This is a genomic window from Pseudomonas sp. AU12215, from assembly GCF_001675465.2.
Taxonomy (GTDB): Bacteria; Pseudomonadota; Gammaproteobacteria; order Pseudomonadales; family Pseudomonadaceae; genus Pseudomonas; species Pseudomonas nitroreducens.
Genome location: NZ_MACM02000137.1, coordinates 84549 through 100989, shown reverse-complemented (window position 1 = coordinate 100989; position 16441 = coordinate 84549). Strand labels below are relative to the sequence as shown.

Below are 16441 nucleotides of genomic sequence, written 5' to 3'. Positions count from 1 at the left end.
CTCAGCCAATTACCTCGATGCCCGCCATGTACGGCTTGAGCACTTCCGGCACGCGAATCGAACCGTCGGCCTGCTGGTAGTTCTCCAGCACGGCGACCAGGGTGCGGCCCACGGCCAGTCCGGAGCCATTGAGGGTATGCACCAGCTCGGGCTTGCCGGTTTCCGGGTTGCGGTAACGAGCTTGCATGCGGCGCGCCTGGAAGTCGCCACAGTTGGAGCAGGAGGAAATCTCGCGGTACTTGTCCTGACTCGGCACCCAGACTTCCAGATCGTAGGTCTTGGCGGCGCCGAAGCCCATGTCGCCAGTGCACAGCGCCAGGGCGCGGTACGGCAGCTCCAGTGCCTGGAGGACCTTCTCGGCATTGCCGACCAGGCTTTCCAGGGCTTCCCAGGACTTCGACGGCTCGACGATCTGCACCATCTCGACCTTGTCGAACTGGTGCTGGCGGATCATGCCGCGGGTATCACGGCCCGACGCGCCGGCTTCGCTGCGGAAGCACGGGGTGTGGGCGACGAACTTCAGCGGCAGCTCCTTCGCGTCGAGGATCTGGCCGGCCACGATGTTGGTCAGCGAGACTTCGGCAGTCGGGATCAGGTACAGATCGGCCTCGTCTTCACGCTGGATCTTGAACAGGTCTTCTTCGAACTTCGGCAGCTGGCCGGTACCCTGCAGCGCCGGAGCCTGTACCAGGTACGGGGTATAGGCCTCTTCGTAGCCGTGTTCGCGGGTGTGCAGGTCGAGCATGAACTGCGCCAGTGCGCGGTGCAGGCGGGCGATCGGGCCGCGCATCAGGGCGAAGCGGGCGCCGGACAGGCGCGCGGCGGTCTCGAAGTCCAGCCAGCCGTGCTGCTCACCCAGGGCGACGTGGTCCTTGATCTCGAAGTCGAAGGTGCGCGGGGTGCCCCAGCGACGGACTTCGACGTTCTCTTCTTCATCGGCACCGACCGGCACGGATTCGTGCGGCAGGTTCGGGATATTCAGCAGCAGGCTGTCCAGCTCGGCCTGGATGGCATCCAGCTCGCGCTTGCCCGACTCCAGCTCCTCGGCCATGCGATTGACTTCGGCCTTCAGCGGCGCGACGTCCTCGCCATTCTTCATGGCCTGGCCGATGGCCTTGGAGCGCGAGTTGCGCTCGGCCTGCAGGGTCTCAGTGCGGGTCTGCACGGCCTTGCGCTGGCTCTCCAGCGCTTCGATGCGCGCCACGTCCAGGGTAAAGCCACGGGTGGCCAGGCGTTCGGCCACTTCCTGCGGCTGGGTACGAACCAGTTTGGAATCGAGCATGGTGTCTTCTCGTGTCTAGTGTCAGGCGGCGCTCAAGGGCGCCACTTCAGGATTTTCTGCGACGGCGGGAACTGGCCTTGTCGAGGCTGGCCAGGTGGCGCAGCTTTTCGCCGATCTTCAGTTCGAGCCCGCGCGGCACGGGTTGGTAATACTGGCGCGGCTCCATGGACTCGGGGAAGTAGTCTTCTCCGGCCGCATAGGCATCCGGCTCATCATGGGCATAGCGATACTCGTCGCCATAGCCCAGGTTCTTCATCAGCTTGGTTGGCGCGTTGCGCAAATGCAGCGGCACTTCCAGCGAACCGCTCTCCGCCACGTCACGGCGCGCCATGTTGTAAGCGTTGTAGACGGCATTGCTCTTCGGCGCACAGGCCAGGTAAACGATAGCCTGTGCAATCGCCAGCTCGCCCTCCGGGCTGCCGAGGCGTTCCTGCACGTCCCAGGCGTGAAGGCACAGGGTCAGCGCGCGCGGATCGGCATTGCCGATGTCCTCGCTGGCCATGCGCACCACTCGGCGGGCGATGTACAGCGGATCGCAGCCACCATCGAGCATGCGCGAATACCAGTACAGCGCGCCATCGGGGCTGGAACCACGCACTGACTTGTGCAGCGCGCTGATCTGGTCGTAGAAGGCCTCGCCGCCCTTGTCGAAGCGCCGGCGTGAGTCGCCCAGCAGGTTCTGCAGCAGCTCGGCGCTGATCTCGCTGTTGTCTTCGGCGAGGTCGGAAGCGTTCTCCAGCAGATTGAGCAGGCGCCGCCCATCGCCGTCGGCGGCGGCCATGAGGATCGAGAAACTGTCGTCGGGCAGGCTCAGGTTGCGCTTGCCCAGGCCCTTTTCCTCGGTCAATGCGCGCTCCACCAACCGCCGCAGGGCCGCTTCATCCAGGCTTTTCAGCACGTAGACGCGGGCACGGGAGAGCAACGCGTTGTTCAACTCGAAGGACGGGTTCTCGGTGGTCGCGCCGATGAAGATCAGCGTGCCGTCTTCAACGTAAGGCAGGAACGCATCCTGCTGGCTCTTGTTGAAGCGGTGCACTTCATCGACGAAGAGGATGGTTCGGCGGCCGTACTGCGCGGCATGCTGCTTGGCCACTTCCACCGACTGGCGGATTTCCTTCACGCCCGAGAGCACCGCCGAGAGGGTCTCGAAGTGCGCGTCGGTGACCTGCGCCAGCAGTTTCGCCAGGGTGGTCTTGCCGACTCCGGGCGGGCCCCAGAAGATCATCGAGTGCAGCGCGCCCTGCTCCAGCGCCTCACGCAGCGGCTTGCCACGGGCGAGCAGATGCTCCTGGCCGACGTACTCGTCCAGGCTGGTCGCGCGCAGTCGCGCGGCCAGGGGCTGGGAAACGGGGGCGGAGCGGAACAGGTCCACGGTATTACCTATCGATCAATCCGGCGCGCGGCCGGTCATTCCTGGATGACGTCGACGCCCTTGGGCACGTCGAAGACGAACTGCTTGGTGTCCATCGGCTCGTTCATCTTCACGTCGAAGAACAGGATATTGGTGCGCTGGCCGACGCTGTCGATCAGCTGCATGTCGTTCACCACACCGCTGCGGAAGGAAATCCGCAGGCTGTCGAACAGGGTGTCCTTGGACTTGGGCTTGAGGGTGAAGTCGACCACGTTGCCGCCATCCTTCGCGGTGATATCGAAGCTCTGGCCGATCTTCGACACGTCACCGGACAGCAGCAGCGCCGGGGTCTGGGTCAGGCGCTGGTCGAGCTTCTGGATGGTCACCTGCTCCAGGTCCGGGTCGTACAGCCAGATTTTCTCACCGTTGGAGATCAGCAGCTGCTCGTTCGGCGCATCGGTGTGCCAGCGGAACAGGCCAGGGCGCTTGAGGCCCAGGGTGCCGGCGGTTTCCTGCAAGCGGGTGCCGCTGCCGTCCAGGGTCAGCTGGGAGAAGCGCGCGGTCATTGTCTGGGCCTTGGTGAGCATCCCGCTCAGGCGCTGCGCAGCAGCATCGTCGGCATGGGCCTGGGCGCCGGCAAAGGCCAGCGCAGCAACGAACAACAGGCGGATCAGACGCATCGAAATCCTCGAAGTCGAATCAATCACGGATCGGGGCCGGCGCGATCACTTCACGCGAGCCATTGGTATTCATCGCGGTGACCACGCCGGCCATTTCCATGGCCTCGATCATCCGCGCGGCGCGGTTGTAGCCGATCTTCAGCTTGCGCTGCACGGCAGAGATGGAAGCCCGGCGGCTTTCGGTCACGAAGCGCACGGCTTCGTCGTAGAGCGGATCGTCCTCGCTGCCCTCGCTGCCTTCGCCGCCACCGCCACCGTCGAACGAACCACCACCGCCTTCATCGGCGCCGGCGAGAATGTCCTCGATATAGTTCGGTGCGCCACGCAGCTTCCACGCCTCAACGACACGGTGCACTTCGTCGTCGGAAACGAAGGCGCCATGAACACGGATCGGCAGGCCGGTGCCCGGCGGCAGGTAGAGCATGTCGCCGTGGCCCAGCAGTTGCTCGGCGCCGCCCTGGTCGAGAATGGTGCGCGAGTCGATCTTGCTGGACACCTGGAAGGCGATGCGGGTGGGGATGTTCGCCTTGATCAGGCCGGTGATCACATCCACCGACGGACGCTGGGTCGCCAGGATCAGGTGGATGCCCGCCGCACGCGCCTTCTGGGCGATACGGGCGATCAGCTCTTCCACCTTCTTGCCGACGATCATCATCATGTCGGCGAATTCGTCCACGACGACCACGATGGTCGGCAGGGTCTGCAGCAGCGGCGCTTCGTCTTCCATGCTCTCGCGGCGGTACAGCGGGTCGGTCAGCGGGGTGCCGGCCTCCTCCGCGTCCTTCACCTTGCGGTTGAAGCCAGCCAGGTTACGCACGCCCATGGCCGCCATCAGCTTGTAGCGGCGCTCCATCTCGGCGACGCTCCAGCGCAGCGCGTTGGCGGCCTCCTTCATGTCGGTGACGACCGGGCAGAGCAGGTGCGGAATGCCTTCGTAGATCGACAGCTCCAGCATCTTCGGGTCGATCATGATCAGCCGCGCCTCTTCCGGCGTGGACTTGAACAGGATCGACAGCAGCATGGCGTTCACGCCCACCGACTTACCGGAACCGGTAGTACCGGCCACCAGCAGGTGCGGCATCTTCGCCAGGTCGGTGATGATCGGATGACCGCCGATATCGTGGCCCAAGGCCAGGGGCACGGTGGACTTGTGCTCGTCGTATTCCGGCGTCATCAGCACTTCGGAGAAGCGCACCATCTGCCGGTCTTCGTTGGGAATCTCGATACCCACGGTGGTCTTGCCGGGGATGACTTCCACCACGCGCACGCTGATCACGGCCAGCGAACGTGCCAGGTCCTTGGCCAGGTTGGAGATACGGCTGACCTTCACACCGGCGGCCGGCTGGATTTCGAAACGGGTGATCACCGGGCCCGGATGCACGGACTCGACGATGACTTCGACGCCGAACTCCTTGAGCTTGATCTCCAGCAGGCGCGACATGGCCTCCAGGGATTCGGGCGAATAGCTCTGCTTCTTTTCCGAGGCCGGGTCGAGGATCGACAGCGGCGGCAGCGTGCCTTCCACGGCGGTATCGACGAACAGCGGCGCCTGCTTCTCTTTCAGCACGCGCTTGCTCGGCTCGGCCGGCTTGGTAGGCGGCGGCGGGACGTCGATCTTCGGCGCCACGCGCTTCTCGCGCTCCTGCACGCTCTTGACCAGCGCTTCCTCGCGCTCGATCAGGCGCTCCTTGACCTTTGCCTGCTCGCGGCGATCGGCAACGATGGGCGCGGCAACTTCGGCTACGCGTTCGTCGACTTCACGCAACTGGGCGACGAGCTGCTTGTGCTCGCTGCGGGCGCTCCACCAGCGGTTGGTGGCGTTATGAATGAGCTCGAACAGGTCGAGGGTGATCTTGCCGGTGACGTCCATCACCTTGAACCAGGACAGGTCGGCGAACACCGTCATGCCGAACAGGAACAGCGCCAGAAACAGCAGCGTGCTGCCCTGCACGTTCAGCGCATTGACGCCCAGCTGGCCGAGGCTTTCACCCAGGGCGCCGCCCGCGGTAGCCGGCATGTGGGCACCGCTGGTATGGAAATGGATATAGGCCAGGGCGGAACCGGACAACACCAGGAACACCAGGCCGATCAGGCGCCAGGAGAACAGCCAGCCACTCCACTCCCAAGGCAGGTGGCGCTTGCGGAAGACCTGGTAGGTCTTCACCGCCAGCAGCAGCGGGAACAGGTAGGCGAAGTACCCCAGCACCATGAACAGGATATCGGCGCTCAGCGCCCCCAGACGGCCGGCAGCGTTCTGCACCTGCTCGACGTGACTGGAGTGGCTCCAGCCCGGATCGGAGGAATCGTAGGTGAGCAGCGCCATCCAGAGGTAAAGGCAGAGCGCGCCAAGCGCGATCAGGGCCCCTTCCTTCAGACGGTAATGCAATTGCTGGCGCCAGGCGGCGGCATGGCTTGCTGTGGTGTCCTTCAAAACGCTTCTAATCCTGCGCTATACGCGCTTCCGAGAGTCGTTGGGCCGCGAAACGGGCCTATTGTACGGCTTTGGCCGGCCGATGCCAGCGACCCCGGATGTGCCCGACTGCGCTTTTGCCGGCTTTCCGGGGTTCGGTGTAGCATAGCCCAACACCGCTTTTCGGCTGCTCAATTGGAGCATGCATTCTCTTACGTGACAAAGGCTTATGGAGTCTTTTTATGAGTGAAGTCAAGCATTCGCGCCTGATCATCCTGGGCTCCGGCCCCGCGGGCTACACCGCGGCCGTGTATGCCGCGCGCGCCAACCTCAAGCCTGTTGTCATCACCGGCATCCAGCCCGGCGGCCAGCTCACCACCACCACCGAGGTCGACAACTGGCCCGGCGACGTCGAGGGCCTGACCGGTCCCGCCTTGATGCAGCGCATGGAGCAGCACGCCAAGCGTTTCGACACCGAGATCGTCTACGACCACATCCACACCGCCGAGTTGCAGCAGAAGCCCTTCACCCTCAAGGGCGACAGCGGCACCTACACCTGCGACGCATTGATCATCGCCACCGGCGCCTCGGCCCAGTACCTGGGCATGTCCTCGGAAGAGGCCTTCATGGGCAAGGGCGTTTCCGCCTGCGCCACCTGTGACGGCTTCTTCTACCGCAACCAGGTCGTCTGCGTGGTCGGTGGCGGCAACACCGCCGTGGAAGAAGCGCTGTACCTGTCCAACATCGCCAAGGAAGTCCACCTGATCCACCGCCGCGACAAGCTGCGCTCGGAGAAGATCCTTCAGGACAAGCTGTTCGAAAAAGCCAGGAACGGCAACGTGCGCCTGCACTGGAACACCACACTGGACGAAGTCCTGGGCGACGACATGGGCGTGATCGGCGTTCGCCTGAAAGATGCCGAAAGCGGCGAAACCCGCCAACTGGACCTGTCCGGCGTATTTATCGCCATCGGCCACAAGCCCAACACCGACCTGTTCAAGGGCCAGCTGGAGATGCATGACGGTTACCTAAAGATCAAGGGCGGCGCCGAAGGCAACGCGACCCTGACCAGCATCGATGGCGTGTTCGCCGCTGGCGACGTGGCCGACCACATCTACCGCCAGGCGATCACTTCTGCCGGCGCCGGCTGCATGGCCGCGCTGGACGCTGAAAAGTTCCTCGACGACAACTGATCGGTGCCGGGGGAGGCTCGCCCTCCCCTCCTCCCTATGCTCAAGTGGCTTTCCCGCAGCAATTTCGACTTTCCGCCCCTCGACAAGGCCCTGCGCGAGCCCAACGGCCTGCTCGCGGCCGGCGGCGACCTCAACCCGCAGCGCCTGATCCAGGCCTACCGCCACGGCTGCTTCCCCTGGTTCCAGGACGGGCAACCCATCCTCTGGTGGTCGCCGGACCCACGCACCGTGCTATTCCCCGAAGAACTGCACGTCTCCCGCAGCCTCGCCAAGCTTATCCGCCAGCAGCAGTACCAGGTCACCATCGACCGGGCGTTCGAGCAGGTCATCCACGGCTGCGCCGGCCCGCGCGATTACGCGGACGGCACCTGGATCACCACACCGATGCAGGATGCCTATTGCCAGCTGCACCGCCTGGGCGTCGCCCATTCGGCCGAAGCCTGGCAAGGCAATGAACTGGTCGGGGGCCTCTACGGCCTGGCCATCGGCCGCCTGTTCTTCGGCGAGTCCATGTTCAGCCGCGCCGACAATGCCTCCAAGGTGGCCTTCGTGACCCTGGTGCAGCGCCTGAAGGCAGCCGGCTTCGTGCTGATCGATTGCCAGATGCCGACGCAGCACTTGCACAGTTTTGGCGCTCGCGCCATTTCCCGCGGCGAATTCGCCAGCTACCTGCACCGTCATCTCGACGAAACACCTTCGCAGGACTGGACTTCGCAAGCGGACCTGCTCAGCCTGTCTTAAACTTGCCTGAGGGACCTCGCAGGGGTTGAAGATGACCGAGCTCGCCCGCCTGAAGTTTTACGCTACACAACCGCATCCATGCAGCTATCTGCCCGAAGAGCAGGCCACAACGCTGTTCCTCGACCCCAGCCAGCCCATGGATGCGCAGTTGTACGCCTCGCTGTCAGAGGTTGGCTTCCGGCGCAGCGGCGAACACCTCTACCGGCCGCACTGCCAGCACTGCACCGCCTGCATCCCCGCGCGCATCCCTGCAGCCGGATTCCAGCCGAGCCGCCAGCAGAAGCGCATCATCAAGCGTAACGCCGATCTGGAAGTCATCCGCAAGCGCCCGGCCTTCACCGAGGAGTACTATGCGCTGTACATGCGCTACATCGAGCAGCGCCACGCCGATGGAGACATGTACCCGCCCAGCCGCGACCAGTTCGCCACCTTCCTGGTGCGCGACCTGCCGTTCAGCTGTTTCTTCGAGTTCCGCCTGCAGGGCCGCCTGCTCGCCGTCGCCGTGACCGACGTGCTGCCCAACGGTCTTTCAGCCGTCTACACCTTCTACGATCCGGACGAAGAACGCCGCAGCCTGGGACGCTTCGCCATCCTCTGGCAGGTCGGCGAGACCGAGCGACTGGGTCTGCACGCTGTCTATCTCGGGTACTGGATCAAGAACTGCCGCAAGATGAACTACAAGACCCAGTACCGCCCGATCGAACTTTTCGTAAATCAGCGCTGGGTCGCATTGAACTGACCCGAAAACACCCATTGGCGTTGTGGGGTGATTTCAGGCACACTATGTGCCTTTTTTAATGGCCTGAAACACTTCAGGCAATCTTAGATACCGAGGGTTCTACTGCATGTCGAAAGAAGACAGCTTCGAAATGGAAGGCACTGTCGTCGACACCCTGCCCAACACCATGTTCCGCGTGGAGTTGGAAAACGGGCACGTCGTTACCGCGCACATCTCCGGGAAGATGCGCAAGAATTACATCCGCATCCTGACCGGCGACAAAGTTCGCGTTGAACTGACGCCCTACGACCTCTCCAAGGGTCGTATCACCTACCGCGCTCGCTGATAGACGGTAGGTGCCGGTAGAAACCGGCACATAGAAAAACGCCCGGCATTGCCGGGCGTTTTTGCTTGGGCCTAACTTTTCAACGTCAGGCCGGCTCTGCAGCGATCACCTCGAACTCGAAGGCCAGCTCGCCATCCTTCAGGTCCACATGGGCCACGCCACCGTGCTCGGCCAGCTCGCCGAACAGGATCTCCTCGGCCAATGGCCGCTTGATCTTGTCCTGGATAAGCCGCGCCATTGGGCGAGCCCCCATCTGCGGGTCGTAGCCCTTGTCCGCCAGCCAGGCGCGCGCCGAGTCGCTGACTTCGATCTGCACGTGCTTGTCTTCGAGCTGCGCCTGAAGTTCGGTAAGGAACTTGTCGACGATGCTCTTGATGGTCTCGTGACTCAGACGGCCGAACTGGATGATGGTATCCAGGCGGTTGCGGAACTCCGGCGTGAAGCTCTTCTTGATCACTTCCATGGCGTCGCTGGCGTGATCCTGTTGCGTGAAGCCGATGGAGGCCCGCGCCGCGGTTTCCGCGCCTGCGTTGGTGGTCATGATCAGGATGACGTTGCGGAAATCCGCCTTGCGCCCGTTGTTGTCGGTCAGGGTGCCGTGGTCCATCACCTGCAGCAGCAGGTTGAAGACTTCCGGGTGCGCTTTCTCGATCTCATCCAGCAGCAGCACGCAGTGCGGCGTCTTGGTGATTGCCTCGGTCAGCAGGCCGCCCTGGTCGAAACCAACGTAGCCCGGAGGCGCGCCGATCAGGCGGGACACGGTATGCCGCTCCATGTACTCGGACATGTCGAAGCGCACCAGCTCCACACCCAGCGCTTTAGCCAACTGACGAGCCACTTCGGTCTTGCCCACCCCGGTCGGACCGGAGAAGAGGAAGGAGCCGACCGGCTTGTCCGGTGATTTCAGGCCGGCGCGTGAAAGCTTGATTGCCGTGGACAGTGATTCGATCGCCGCCGTCTGGCCGAACACGGTCAGCTTCAGGTCGCGCTCCAGATTACGCAGCAGCTCTTTATCGGAACTGGACACGTGCTTGGGCGGAATCCGCGCGATCTTCGCGACGATATCCTCGACCTGCGGGACTTCGATGCGCTTCACGCGCTTCTCTTCCGGCTGCAGGCGCTGGTAGGCACCCGCCTCGTCGATCACGTCGATGGCCTTGTCCGGCATGTGCCGGTCGTTGATGTAGCGGGCAGCCAGCTCGGCGGCGGCACGCAGGGCTTCATCGCTGTATTCGATGTGGTGGTGCTGCTCGAAACGAGGCTTCAGGCCCTTGAGGATGCCGAAGGTATCCTCGACGGACGGCTCGGTGACGTCGACCTTCTGGAAGCGACGGGCCAGCGCGCGATCCTTCTCGAAGATGCCACGGAATTCCTGGAAGGTGGTGGAGCCGATGCAGCGGATCTCACCGGAGGACAGCAGCGGTTTCAGCAGGTTGGACGCATCCATGACCCCGCCCGATGCCGCACCGGCACCGATGATGGTGTGGATCTCGTCGATGAACAACACGGCGTGCGGACGCTTGCGCAGCTCGTTGAGCAGTGCCTTGAAGCGCTTCTCGAAGTCGCCGCGGTACTTGGTGCCCGCCAGTAGCGCGCCCAGGTCCAGGGAGTAGACGACGCTGTCGGACAGAAGGTCCGGCACCTGGCCGTCGACGATGCGCTTGGCCAGGCCTTCGGCGATGGCGGTCTTGCCGACGCCAGCCTCACCCACCAGCAGCGGGTTGTTCTTGCGGCGCCGAGCCAGGATCTGGGCGACGCGCTCGACTTCCGACTCGCGACCGACCAGTGGGTCGATACGCCCCTGGCGCGCCAGGTCGTTCAGGTTGCTGGCATAGGCATCCAGCGGGTGGCTGGAAGTGGAAGACTCGCCGCCTTCCTCGTCCTGCATCTCCTGCTCACTGTCCTGATGCTCGGCATGTCCCGGCACCTTGGAGATGCCGTGGGCGATGTAGTTGACCACGTCGATCCGCGCGACGCTCTGCTGCTTGAGCAGGAACACCGCCTGACTTTCCTGTTCGCTGAAGATCGCGACCAGCACGTTGGCGCCGGTGACTTCGCGCTTGCCGGAACTTTGCACGTGGAATACCGCACGCTGCAGGACGCGCTGGAAGCCCAGGGTCGGCTGGGTTTCGCGATCCTCGTCGTGCTGGGGAATCAGCGGCGTGGTGGAGTCGATGAACTCCTGCAGGTCTCGCCGCAGCTTGTCCAGATTCGCACCACACGCCTTCAGAACCGTCGCGGCGGCTTCGTTATCCAGAAGCGCCAACAGCAAGTGCTCAACGGTCATGAACTCATGCCGCTTCGCCCGCGCCTCCTTGAAGGCGAGATTGAGGGTGACTTCGAGCTCTCGATTCAACATGACTTCACCTCGCTCCCAAACATCCGCATCAACCTTCTATCTCAATTTCACACAACAGTGGATGTTGGCTCTCCCTCGCATATTGATTGACCTGCATGGCTTTGGTTTCCGCGACATCGCGGGTAAAGGTCCCGCAGTTCGCCTTGCCCTGGGTATGCACAGTCAACATGACCTTGGTTGCCTGCTCGCGGTTCATGTTGAAGTACAACTCGAGCACCTCAACCACGAAATCCATCGGGGTGTAATCATCGTTGAACATGATGACCCGATACATGGACGGCGCTTTCAGTGCAGGCTTGGCTTCTTCAACCGCCAACCCCGTTCCGTCGTCTTCCAATGGATCCGGGCGGTCCTGATTGAATGTTAGTCGAATCTGGCTACTTGCATGCATGCTGGAATAAAAGCTTTGCGAGTGGGTGAATGAGTGGGCCAGGCGGAGTATGAAACGCCTCTCAGGCCCAGACGACGCCGCCTTGACTAACGGCAAAAGGGTGTTACAACCAAAGGATACCCCCCGGAGGGTATCAGGAGTTCCGGACGCCAGTCTTTACAAAAAGGCATAGCGGAATAGTAGTGGATGATACTCCAGCGATGGAGTCCTTTGCAGAGGGATATCAGCATGCTCAGCGGTAAGGTCAAGTGGTTCAACAACGCCAAGGGCTACGGTTTCATCCTGGCTGACGGCCGAGATGAGGACCTGTTTGCTCATTACTCGGCAATCCAGATGGATGGCTACAAGACACTCAAGGCCGGCCAACCCGTCAGTTTCGAGATCCTGCAAGGTCCGAAAGGGTTGCACGCGGTGAACATCCAACCCGTCAACGCCAATGCATCCACCTCATCCGCGCAGACTGCCCCGAGCAGCGAGGTAGAGAACCTCACGGCGGAAGCCTGATTCGTCAAGGATCAGACGAAATGAAAAAGGCCGGCAGCAAGCCGGCCTTTTTCATGGACGGAAACTCACCCGGCTACATCTTGGCGATGATCGCGTCGCCGAACTCGGAGCAGGACAGCAGCCTGGCGCCGTCCATCAGACGCTCGAAGTCGTAGGTGACGGTTTTCGCGGCAATAGCCCCGTTCACGCCGTCGATGATCAGGTCGGCCGCTTCCGGCCAGCCCATGTGGCGCAGCATCATCTCGGCGGAGAGGATCACCGAGCCCGGGTTGACCTTGTCCAGGCCGGCGTACTTGGGCGCAGTACCGTGCGTCGCTTCGAACATGGCCACTGAATCGGACAGGTTGGCTCCCGGCGCGATGCCGATACCACCCACCTCCGCCGCCAGGGCGTCGGACAGGTAGTCGCCGTTCAGGTTGAGGGTGGCGATCACGTCGTACTCAGCCGGGCGCAGCAAGATCTGCTGCAGCATCGCATCGGCGATTACGTCCTTCACCACGATGCTCTTGCCGGTATTCGGGTTCTTGAACTGCATCCACGGACCGCCATCCAGCAACTCGGCACCGAACTCGTCGCGGGCAATCTCGTAGCCCCAGTCCTTGAACGCACCCTCGGTGAATTTCATGATGTTGCCCTTGTGGACGATGGTGACCGAGTCACGGTCATTGTCCACGGCGTACTGCAGGGCCTTGCGCACCAGGCGCTTGGTGCCTTCCTGGGAAACCGGCTTGATGCCGATGCCACAGTTCTCGGTGAAGCGGATCTTCTTGACGCCCATTTCCTCGGTGAGGAACTTGATGACCTTCTGGGCTTCGGGGGAGCCGGCCTTCCATTCGACGCCGGCGTAGATGTCTTCGGAGTTCTCACGGAAGATCACCATGTCCACATCGCCGGGCTTCTTCACCGGGCTGGGCACGCCTTCGAACCAACGCACCGGGCGCAGACAGACATAGAGGTCGAGCTGCTGGCGCAGGGCCACGTTCAGGGAGCGGATACCGCCGCCGACCGGCGTGGTCAGTGGGCCCTTGATGGACACGACATAATCGCGAACGGCGTCCAGGGTCTCCTGGGGCAGCCAGGTGTCCTGGTCATAGACCTGGGTGGCTTTCTCGCCAGCGTAGACTTCCATCCATGCGATCTTGCGGTCGCCTTTGTAGGCTTTCTCGACGGCTGCGTCGACGACCTTGATCATGACCGGGCTGATATCCACGCCAATACCATCCCCCTCGATGAAGGGGATGATCGGGTTCTTCGGTACATTCAAGGACATATCGGCGTTGACGGTGATTTTGTCACCGGCCGGCACCTGGATCTTTTGGTATCCCATGCTGAACTCCGCTTTTTGGTTGAAACCCTCTTGCAGCCACTGAGGGTAGCTCACAAGTCGGTAATCGAACCACATCATTCCTTAGTCTAAAAAAGGGACGCGCTTCACCCTGCCTTTAGGGTGGTATACTGGCCGGCATGACTTAATGGTCATCGAGGTCCGAGCAGTCTGGGACCAGACTCTCTCCTCGCAGCGGCGCATGTCCCCACCAGGATTCCGCCGTACAACGCTCTACTGGCGCCCCAATATCCCCGCGGCAAATCTCGAAGGTCGGTCAACCACTTCGTTGAACGCATGCGTGTACCAACGCGATTCGAGACTCTGTGCGCGCCCAGCAAAGAAGAGAGTTAGAACGAGATGTCCATCCGCTCGAAGATCACCTACACCTTCACCGACGAAGCACCCGCCCTTGCCACCTATTCGCTTCTTCCTATCGTAAAAGCCTTTGCCGCTTCCGCCGGCATCGACGTCGAGACCCGCGACATCTCTCTTTCGGGCCGTATCCTGGCCTCCTTCGCTGACAAGCTCGGCGACAAGGCGATCGAAGACGATCTGGCCTACCTGGCCCAACTGGCCACCGACGCCAAAGCCAACATCATCAAGCTGCCGAACATTTCCGCTTCGGTACCGCAGCTCAAGGGCGCCATCGCCGAGCTGCAGAAGCTGGGCTACGCCCTTCCGGACTTCCCGGAAGACCCGCAGACCGACGAAGAGAAAGACACCCGCGCTCGCTACGCCAAGGTCCTGGGCAGCGCCGTGAACCCGGTCCTGCGCGAAGGCAACTCCGACCGCCGCGCCCCGGCCGCCGTGAAGGCCTACGCCCGCAAGCACCCGCACAGCATGGGCAAGTGGAGCATGGCTTCGCGCTCCCACGCCGACTACATGCGTGGCGGCGACTTCTTCTCCAGCGAGCAGTCGGTCACCATTCCGAAGGCCGGTGAGGTCCGCATCGAGTTCGTCGGCAAGGACGGCAAGGTCGAGACCAAGAAGACCCTGAAGATGCAGGAAGGCGAAGTCCTCGACAGCATGTTCATGAGCTGCAGCAAACTGCGCGCCTTCTTCGAGAAGACCCTGCAGGACTGCAAGGAAACCGGCGTCATGTGGTCCCTGCACGTCAAGGCCACCATGATGAAGATCTCCCACCCGATCGTCTTCGGCCACGCCGTCACCGTCTACTACAAGGACGTGTTCGAGAAGTACGGCCAGCTGTTCGAAGAGCTGGGCGTGAACCCGAACAACGGCATCTCCAGCGTCTACGACAAGATCAAGTCGCTGCCGGCCTCGCAGCAGGAAGAAATCCTCCACGACATCCACGAGGTGTACAGCCACCGTCCGGAAATGGCGATGGTCGACTCGGTCAAGGGCATCACCAACCTGCACATCCCCAGCGACGTGATCGTCGACGCCTCCATGCCGGCCATGATCCGCAACTCGGGTCAGATGTGGGGCAAGGACGGCAAGCAGAAAGACACCAAAGCGGTGATGCCGGAAAGCACCTACGCCCGCATTTACCAGGAAATGATCAACTTCTGCAAAACCAACGGCGCGTTCGACCCGACCACTATGGGCAGCGTACCGAACGTTGGCCTGATGGCGCAGAAGGCCGAGGAATACGGCTCCCACGACAAGACCTTCGAACTGGAAGCTGACGGCGTGATGCGCGTCGTCGACGCCGACGGCAAGGTGCTGATGCAGCATGCCGTGCAGGCCGGCGACATCTGGCGCGCCTGCCAGACCAAGGACGCCCCGATCCGCGACTGGGTCAAGCTGGCCGTTACCCGTGCCCGCGCCTCCAACACCCCGGCCATCTTCTGGCTGGACCCGGAGCGCGCCCACGACAACGAGCTGCGCAAGAAGGTCGAGCTGTACCTGAAGGACCATGATCTGACCGGCCTGGACATCAGCATCAAGGGCTACAACGAAGCCATCCGCACCAGCATGGAGCGTCAGCTGCGCGGCCAGGACACCATCTCGGTGACCGGCAACGTCCTGCGCGACTACCTGACCGACCTGTTCCCGATCATGGAGCTGGGCACCTCGGCCAAGATGCTCTCCATCGTTCCGCTGATGGCGGGCGGCGGCATGTACGAAACCGGCGCCGGCGGCTCGGCTCCGAAACACGTACAGCAGCTGGTGGAAGAGAACTACCTGCGCTGGGATTCCCTGGGCGAGTTCCTGGCCCTGGCCGTCTCCTTCGAAGAAGAAGGCATCAAGACCGACAATGCCAAGGCCAAGGTACTGGGCAAGACCCTGGACATCGCCACCGGCAAGCTGCTCGACAACAACAAGTCGCCGTCGCGCAAGATCGGTGAGATCGACAACCGCGGCAGCCACTTCTACCTGGCCATGTACTGGGCTCAGGCCCTGGCCGAGCAGAACGACGACGCCGAGCTGAAGGCTCACTTCGCCGGCCTGGCCAAGACCCTGACCGAGAAGGAAGCGGCCATCGTCGCCGAACTGAACGGTGTTCAGGGCAAGCCGGCGGACATCGGCGGCTACTACCGTTCCAACCCGGAGCTGACCAGTCAGGTCATGCGTCCGAGCGCGACCTTCAACGCCGCGATCGACGCACTGGCGTAAGCCACTTCGCGTGACACCAGAACCCCCGGGCCTTCCCGGGGGTTCTGCTTTCTGCGCCCCGCCACGTTAAACTCGCGCCTTTTGAGTATCGAGAACAGACCCATGCGCTGGCTAGCACACGTCACCGTCGCCACTATCGTCGAAGACCAGGGCCGCTTCCTGCTGGTGGAAGAAATGTCCGCTGACAAAAAACAGGTCTTCAACCAGCCGGCCGGCCACCTGGAGGCCAACGAGAGTCTGCTCGAGGCCGCCGTGCGCGAAACCCTTGAGGAGACCGGCTGGGACGTGGAGTTGACCGCCGTCACCGGCATCTACCTGTACACCGCGCCGAGCAATGGCGTGACCTACCAGCGCGTCTGCTTCGCCGCCCGCCCCCTGCGGCATCACTCCGAGCGCGCGCTGGACGACGGCATCCTCGGCGCCCGCTGGCTGACCCGCGACGAACTCGCCGCCCAGCCCGAGCGCTGGCGCAGCCACCTGGTACTGCGCTGCATCGACGATTACCTGGCAGGCGAACGCTTCCCGCTGACCCTGATCCGCACCTGAGCCAAGCCCGAGC

At 62.7% G+C, this 16441-nt stretch carries 14 protein-coding genes; 7 read left to right on the top strand and 7 right to left on the bottom strand.

Going from position 1 to position 16441, the window contains the following annotated elements:
• Position 1: 1 nt before the first annotated feature.
• From serS to ftsK, 4 genes are read right to left on the bottom strand one after another with little or no spacing between them, the layout of a single operon-like run.
• Positions 2-1282: a serine--tRNA ligase gene (serS, locus tag A9513_RS18180; protein ID WP_065085195.1), complete on the bottom strand. Its 1281-nt coding sequence runs from the start codon at positions 1280-1282 to the stop codon at positions 2-4.
• A gap of 46 nt (positions 1283-1328) precedes the next feature.
• Positions 1329-2654, bottom strand: a complete 1326-nt coding sequence (locus A9513_RS18175; RefSeq protein ID WP_065085194.1) for a replication-associated recombination protein A — start codon at positions 2652-2654, stop codon at positions 1329-1331.
• A gap of 35 nt (positions 2655-2689) precedes the next feature.
• The gene (gene lolA / locus A9513_RS18170) at positions 2690-3313 is read right to left on the bottom strand and encodes an outer membrane lipoprotein chaperone LolA (protein WP_024765146.1); all 624 of its coding nucleotides are present in this window, start codon (positions 3311-3313) and stop codon (positions 2690-2692) included.
• 19 nt (positions 3314-3332) lie between these two features.
• Positions 3333-5744 (bottom strand): DNA translocase FtsK, encoded by a 2412-nt coding sequence (gene ftsK / locus A9513_RS18165; protein WP_024765145.1) that lies wholly within the window; start codon positions 5742-5744, stop codon positions 3333-3335.
• Between the two features lie 221 nt (positions 5745-5965).
• Between ftsK and trxB the strand changes: the two genes are divergently transcribed.
• The 4 genes from trxB to infA all read left to right on the top strand — a co-directional run bounded on the left by trxB (position 5966) and on the right by infA (position 8721).
• On the top strand, positions 5966-6916 hold the full coding sequence (trxB, locus tag A9513_RS18160) for a thioredoxin-disulfide reductase (RefSeq protein ID WP_065085193.1): 951 nt from the start codon (positions 5966-5968) through the stop codon (positions 6914-6916).
• A gap of 36 nt (positions 6917-6952) precedes the next feature.
• On the top strand, positions 6953-7657 hold the full coding sequence (aat, locus tag A9513_RS18155; protein ID WP_024765143.1) for a leucyl/phenylalanyl-tRNA--protein transferase: 705 nt from the start codon (positions 6953-6955) through the stop codon (positions 7655-7657).
• Between the two features lie 31 nt (positions 7658-7688).
• Positions 7689-8396, top strand: a complete 708-nt coding sequence (locus A9513_RS18150; protein WP_024765142.1) for an arginyltransferase — start codon at positions 7689-7691, stop codon at positions 8394-8396.
• Positions 8397-8502: 106 nt separating this feature from the next.
• Entirely contained in the window at positions 8503-8721 is a 219-nt protein-coding gene (gene infA, locus A9513_RS18145; protein ID WP_002553999.1) for a translation initiation factor IF-1, read from the top strand.
• 85 nt (positions 8722-8806) lie between these two features.
• Here infA and clpA read toward each other — a convergent pair whose 3' ends face one another.
• Entirely contained in the window at positions 8807-11080 is a 2274-nt protein-coding gene (clpA, locus tag A9513_RS18140) for an ATP-dependent Clp protease ATP-binding subunit ClpA (protein ID WP_038803607.1), read from the bottom strand.
• Positions 11081-11108: 28 nt separating this feature from the next.
• Positions 11109-11471, bottom strand: coding sequence for an ATP-dependent Clp protease adapter ClpS (gene clpS, locus A9513_RS18135; protein ID WP_037012443.1), 363 nt, complete (start codon positions 11469-11471; stop codon positions 11109-11111).
• Positions 11472-11699: 228 nt separating this feature from the next.
• Here clpS and cspD point away from each other — a divergent pair, with 228 nt between their 5' ends.
• Positions 11700-11975, top strand: coding sequence for a cold shock domain-containing protein CspD (gene cspD, locus A9513_RS18130; RefSeq protein ID WP_024765140.1), 276 nt, complete (start codon positions 11700-11702; stop codon positions 11973-11975).
• 73 nt (positions 11976-12048) lie between these two features.
• Here the strand turns inward: cspD and icd are convergent, their stop codons facing one another.
• Positions 12049-13302: an NADP-dependent isocitrate dehydrogenase gene (gene icd / locus A9513_RS18125; RefSeq protein WP_065085302.1), complete on the bottom strand. Its 1254-nt coding sequence runs from the start codon at positions 13300-13302 to the stop codon at positions 12049-12051.
• Positions 13303-13659: 357 nt separating this feature from the next.
• On the opposite strand from icd, the gene A9513_RS18120 reads away from it, so the two are divergent.
• Both A9513_RS18120 and A9513_RS18115 read left to right on the top strand, forming a co-directional pair.
• On the top strand, positions 13660-15882 hold the full coding sequence (locus A9513_RS18120; RefSeq protein WP_065085192.1) for an NADP-dependent isocitrate dehydrogenase: 2223 nt from the start codon (positions 13660-13662) through the stop codon (positions 15880-15882).
• A gap of 102 nt (positions 15883-15984) precedes the next feature.
• A complete protein-coding gene (locus tag A9513_RS18115) occupies positions 15985-16428 on the top strand; it encodes an NUDIX hydrolase (RefSeq protein WP_024765137.1) in 444 nt (147 codons plus the stop codon).
• Positions 16429-16441: the final 13 nt, after the last annotated feature.

Coding starts and splice junctions, on each gene's coding strand:
- clpA (WP_038803607.1), bottom strand. CDS start 11,080: ATGTTGAATCGAGAGCTCGAAGTCACCCTCAATCTCGCCTTCAAGGAG.
- aat (WP_024765143.1), top strand. CDS start 6,953: ATGCTCAAGTGGCTTTCCCGCAGCAATTTCGACTTTCCGCCCCTCGAC.
- clpS (WP_037012443.1), bottom strand. CDS start 11,471: ATGCATGCAAGTAGCCAGATTCGACTAACATTCAATCAGGACCGCCCG.
- trxB (WP_065085193.1), top strand. CDS start 5,966: ATGAGTGAAGTCAAGCATTCGCGCCTGATCATCCTGGGCTCCGGCCCC.
- lolA (WP_024765146.1), bottom strand. CDS start 3,313: ATGCGTCTGATCCGCCTGTTGTTCGTTGCTGCGCTGGCCTTTGCCGGC.
- A9513_RS18115 (WP_024765137.1), top strand. CDS start 15,985: ATGCGCTGGCTAGCACACGTCACCGTCGCCACTATCGTCGAAGACCAG.
- cspD (WP_024765140.1), top strand. CDS start 11,700: ATGCTCAGCGGTAAGGTCAAGTGGTTCAACAACGCCAAGGGCTACGGT.
- icd (WP_065085302.1), bottom strand. CDS start 13,302: ATGGGATACCAAAAGATCCAGGTGCCGGCCGGTGACAAAATCACCGTC.
- serS (WP_065085195.1), bottom strand. CDS start 1,282: ATGCTCGATTCCAAACTGGTTCGTACCCAGCCGCAGGAAGTGGCCGAA.
- A9513_RS18150 (WP_024765142.1), top strand. CDS start 7,689: ATGACCGAGCTCGCCCGCCTGAAGTTTTACGCTACACAACCGCATCCA.
- A9513_RS18120 (WP_065085192.1), top strand. CDS start 13,660: ATGTCCATCCGCTCGAAGATCACCTACACCTTCACCGACGAAGCACCC.
- infA (WP_002553999.1), top strand. CDS start 8,503: ATGTCGAAAGAAGACAGCTTCGAAATGGAAGGCACTGTCGTCGACACC.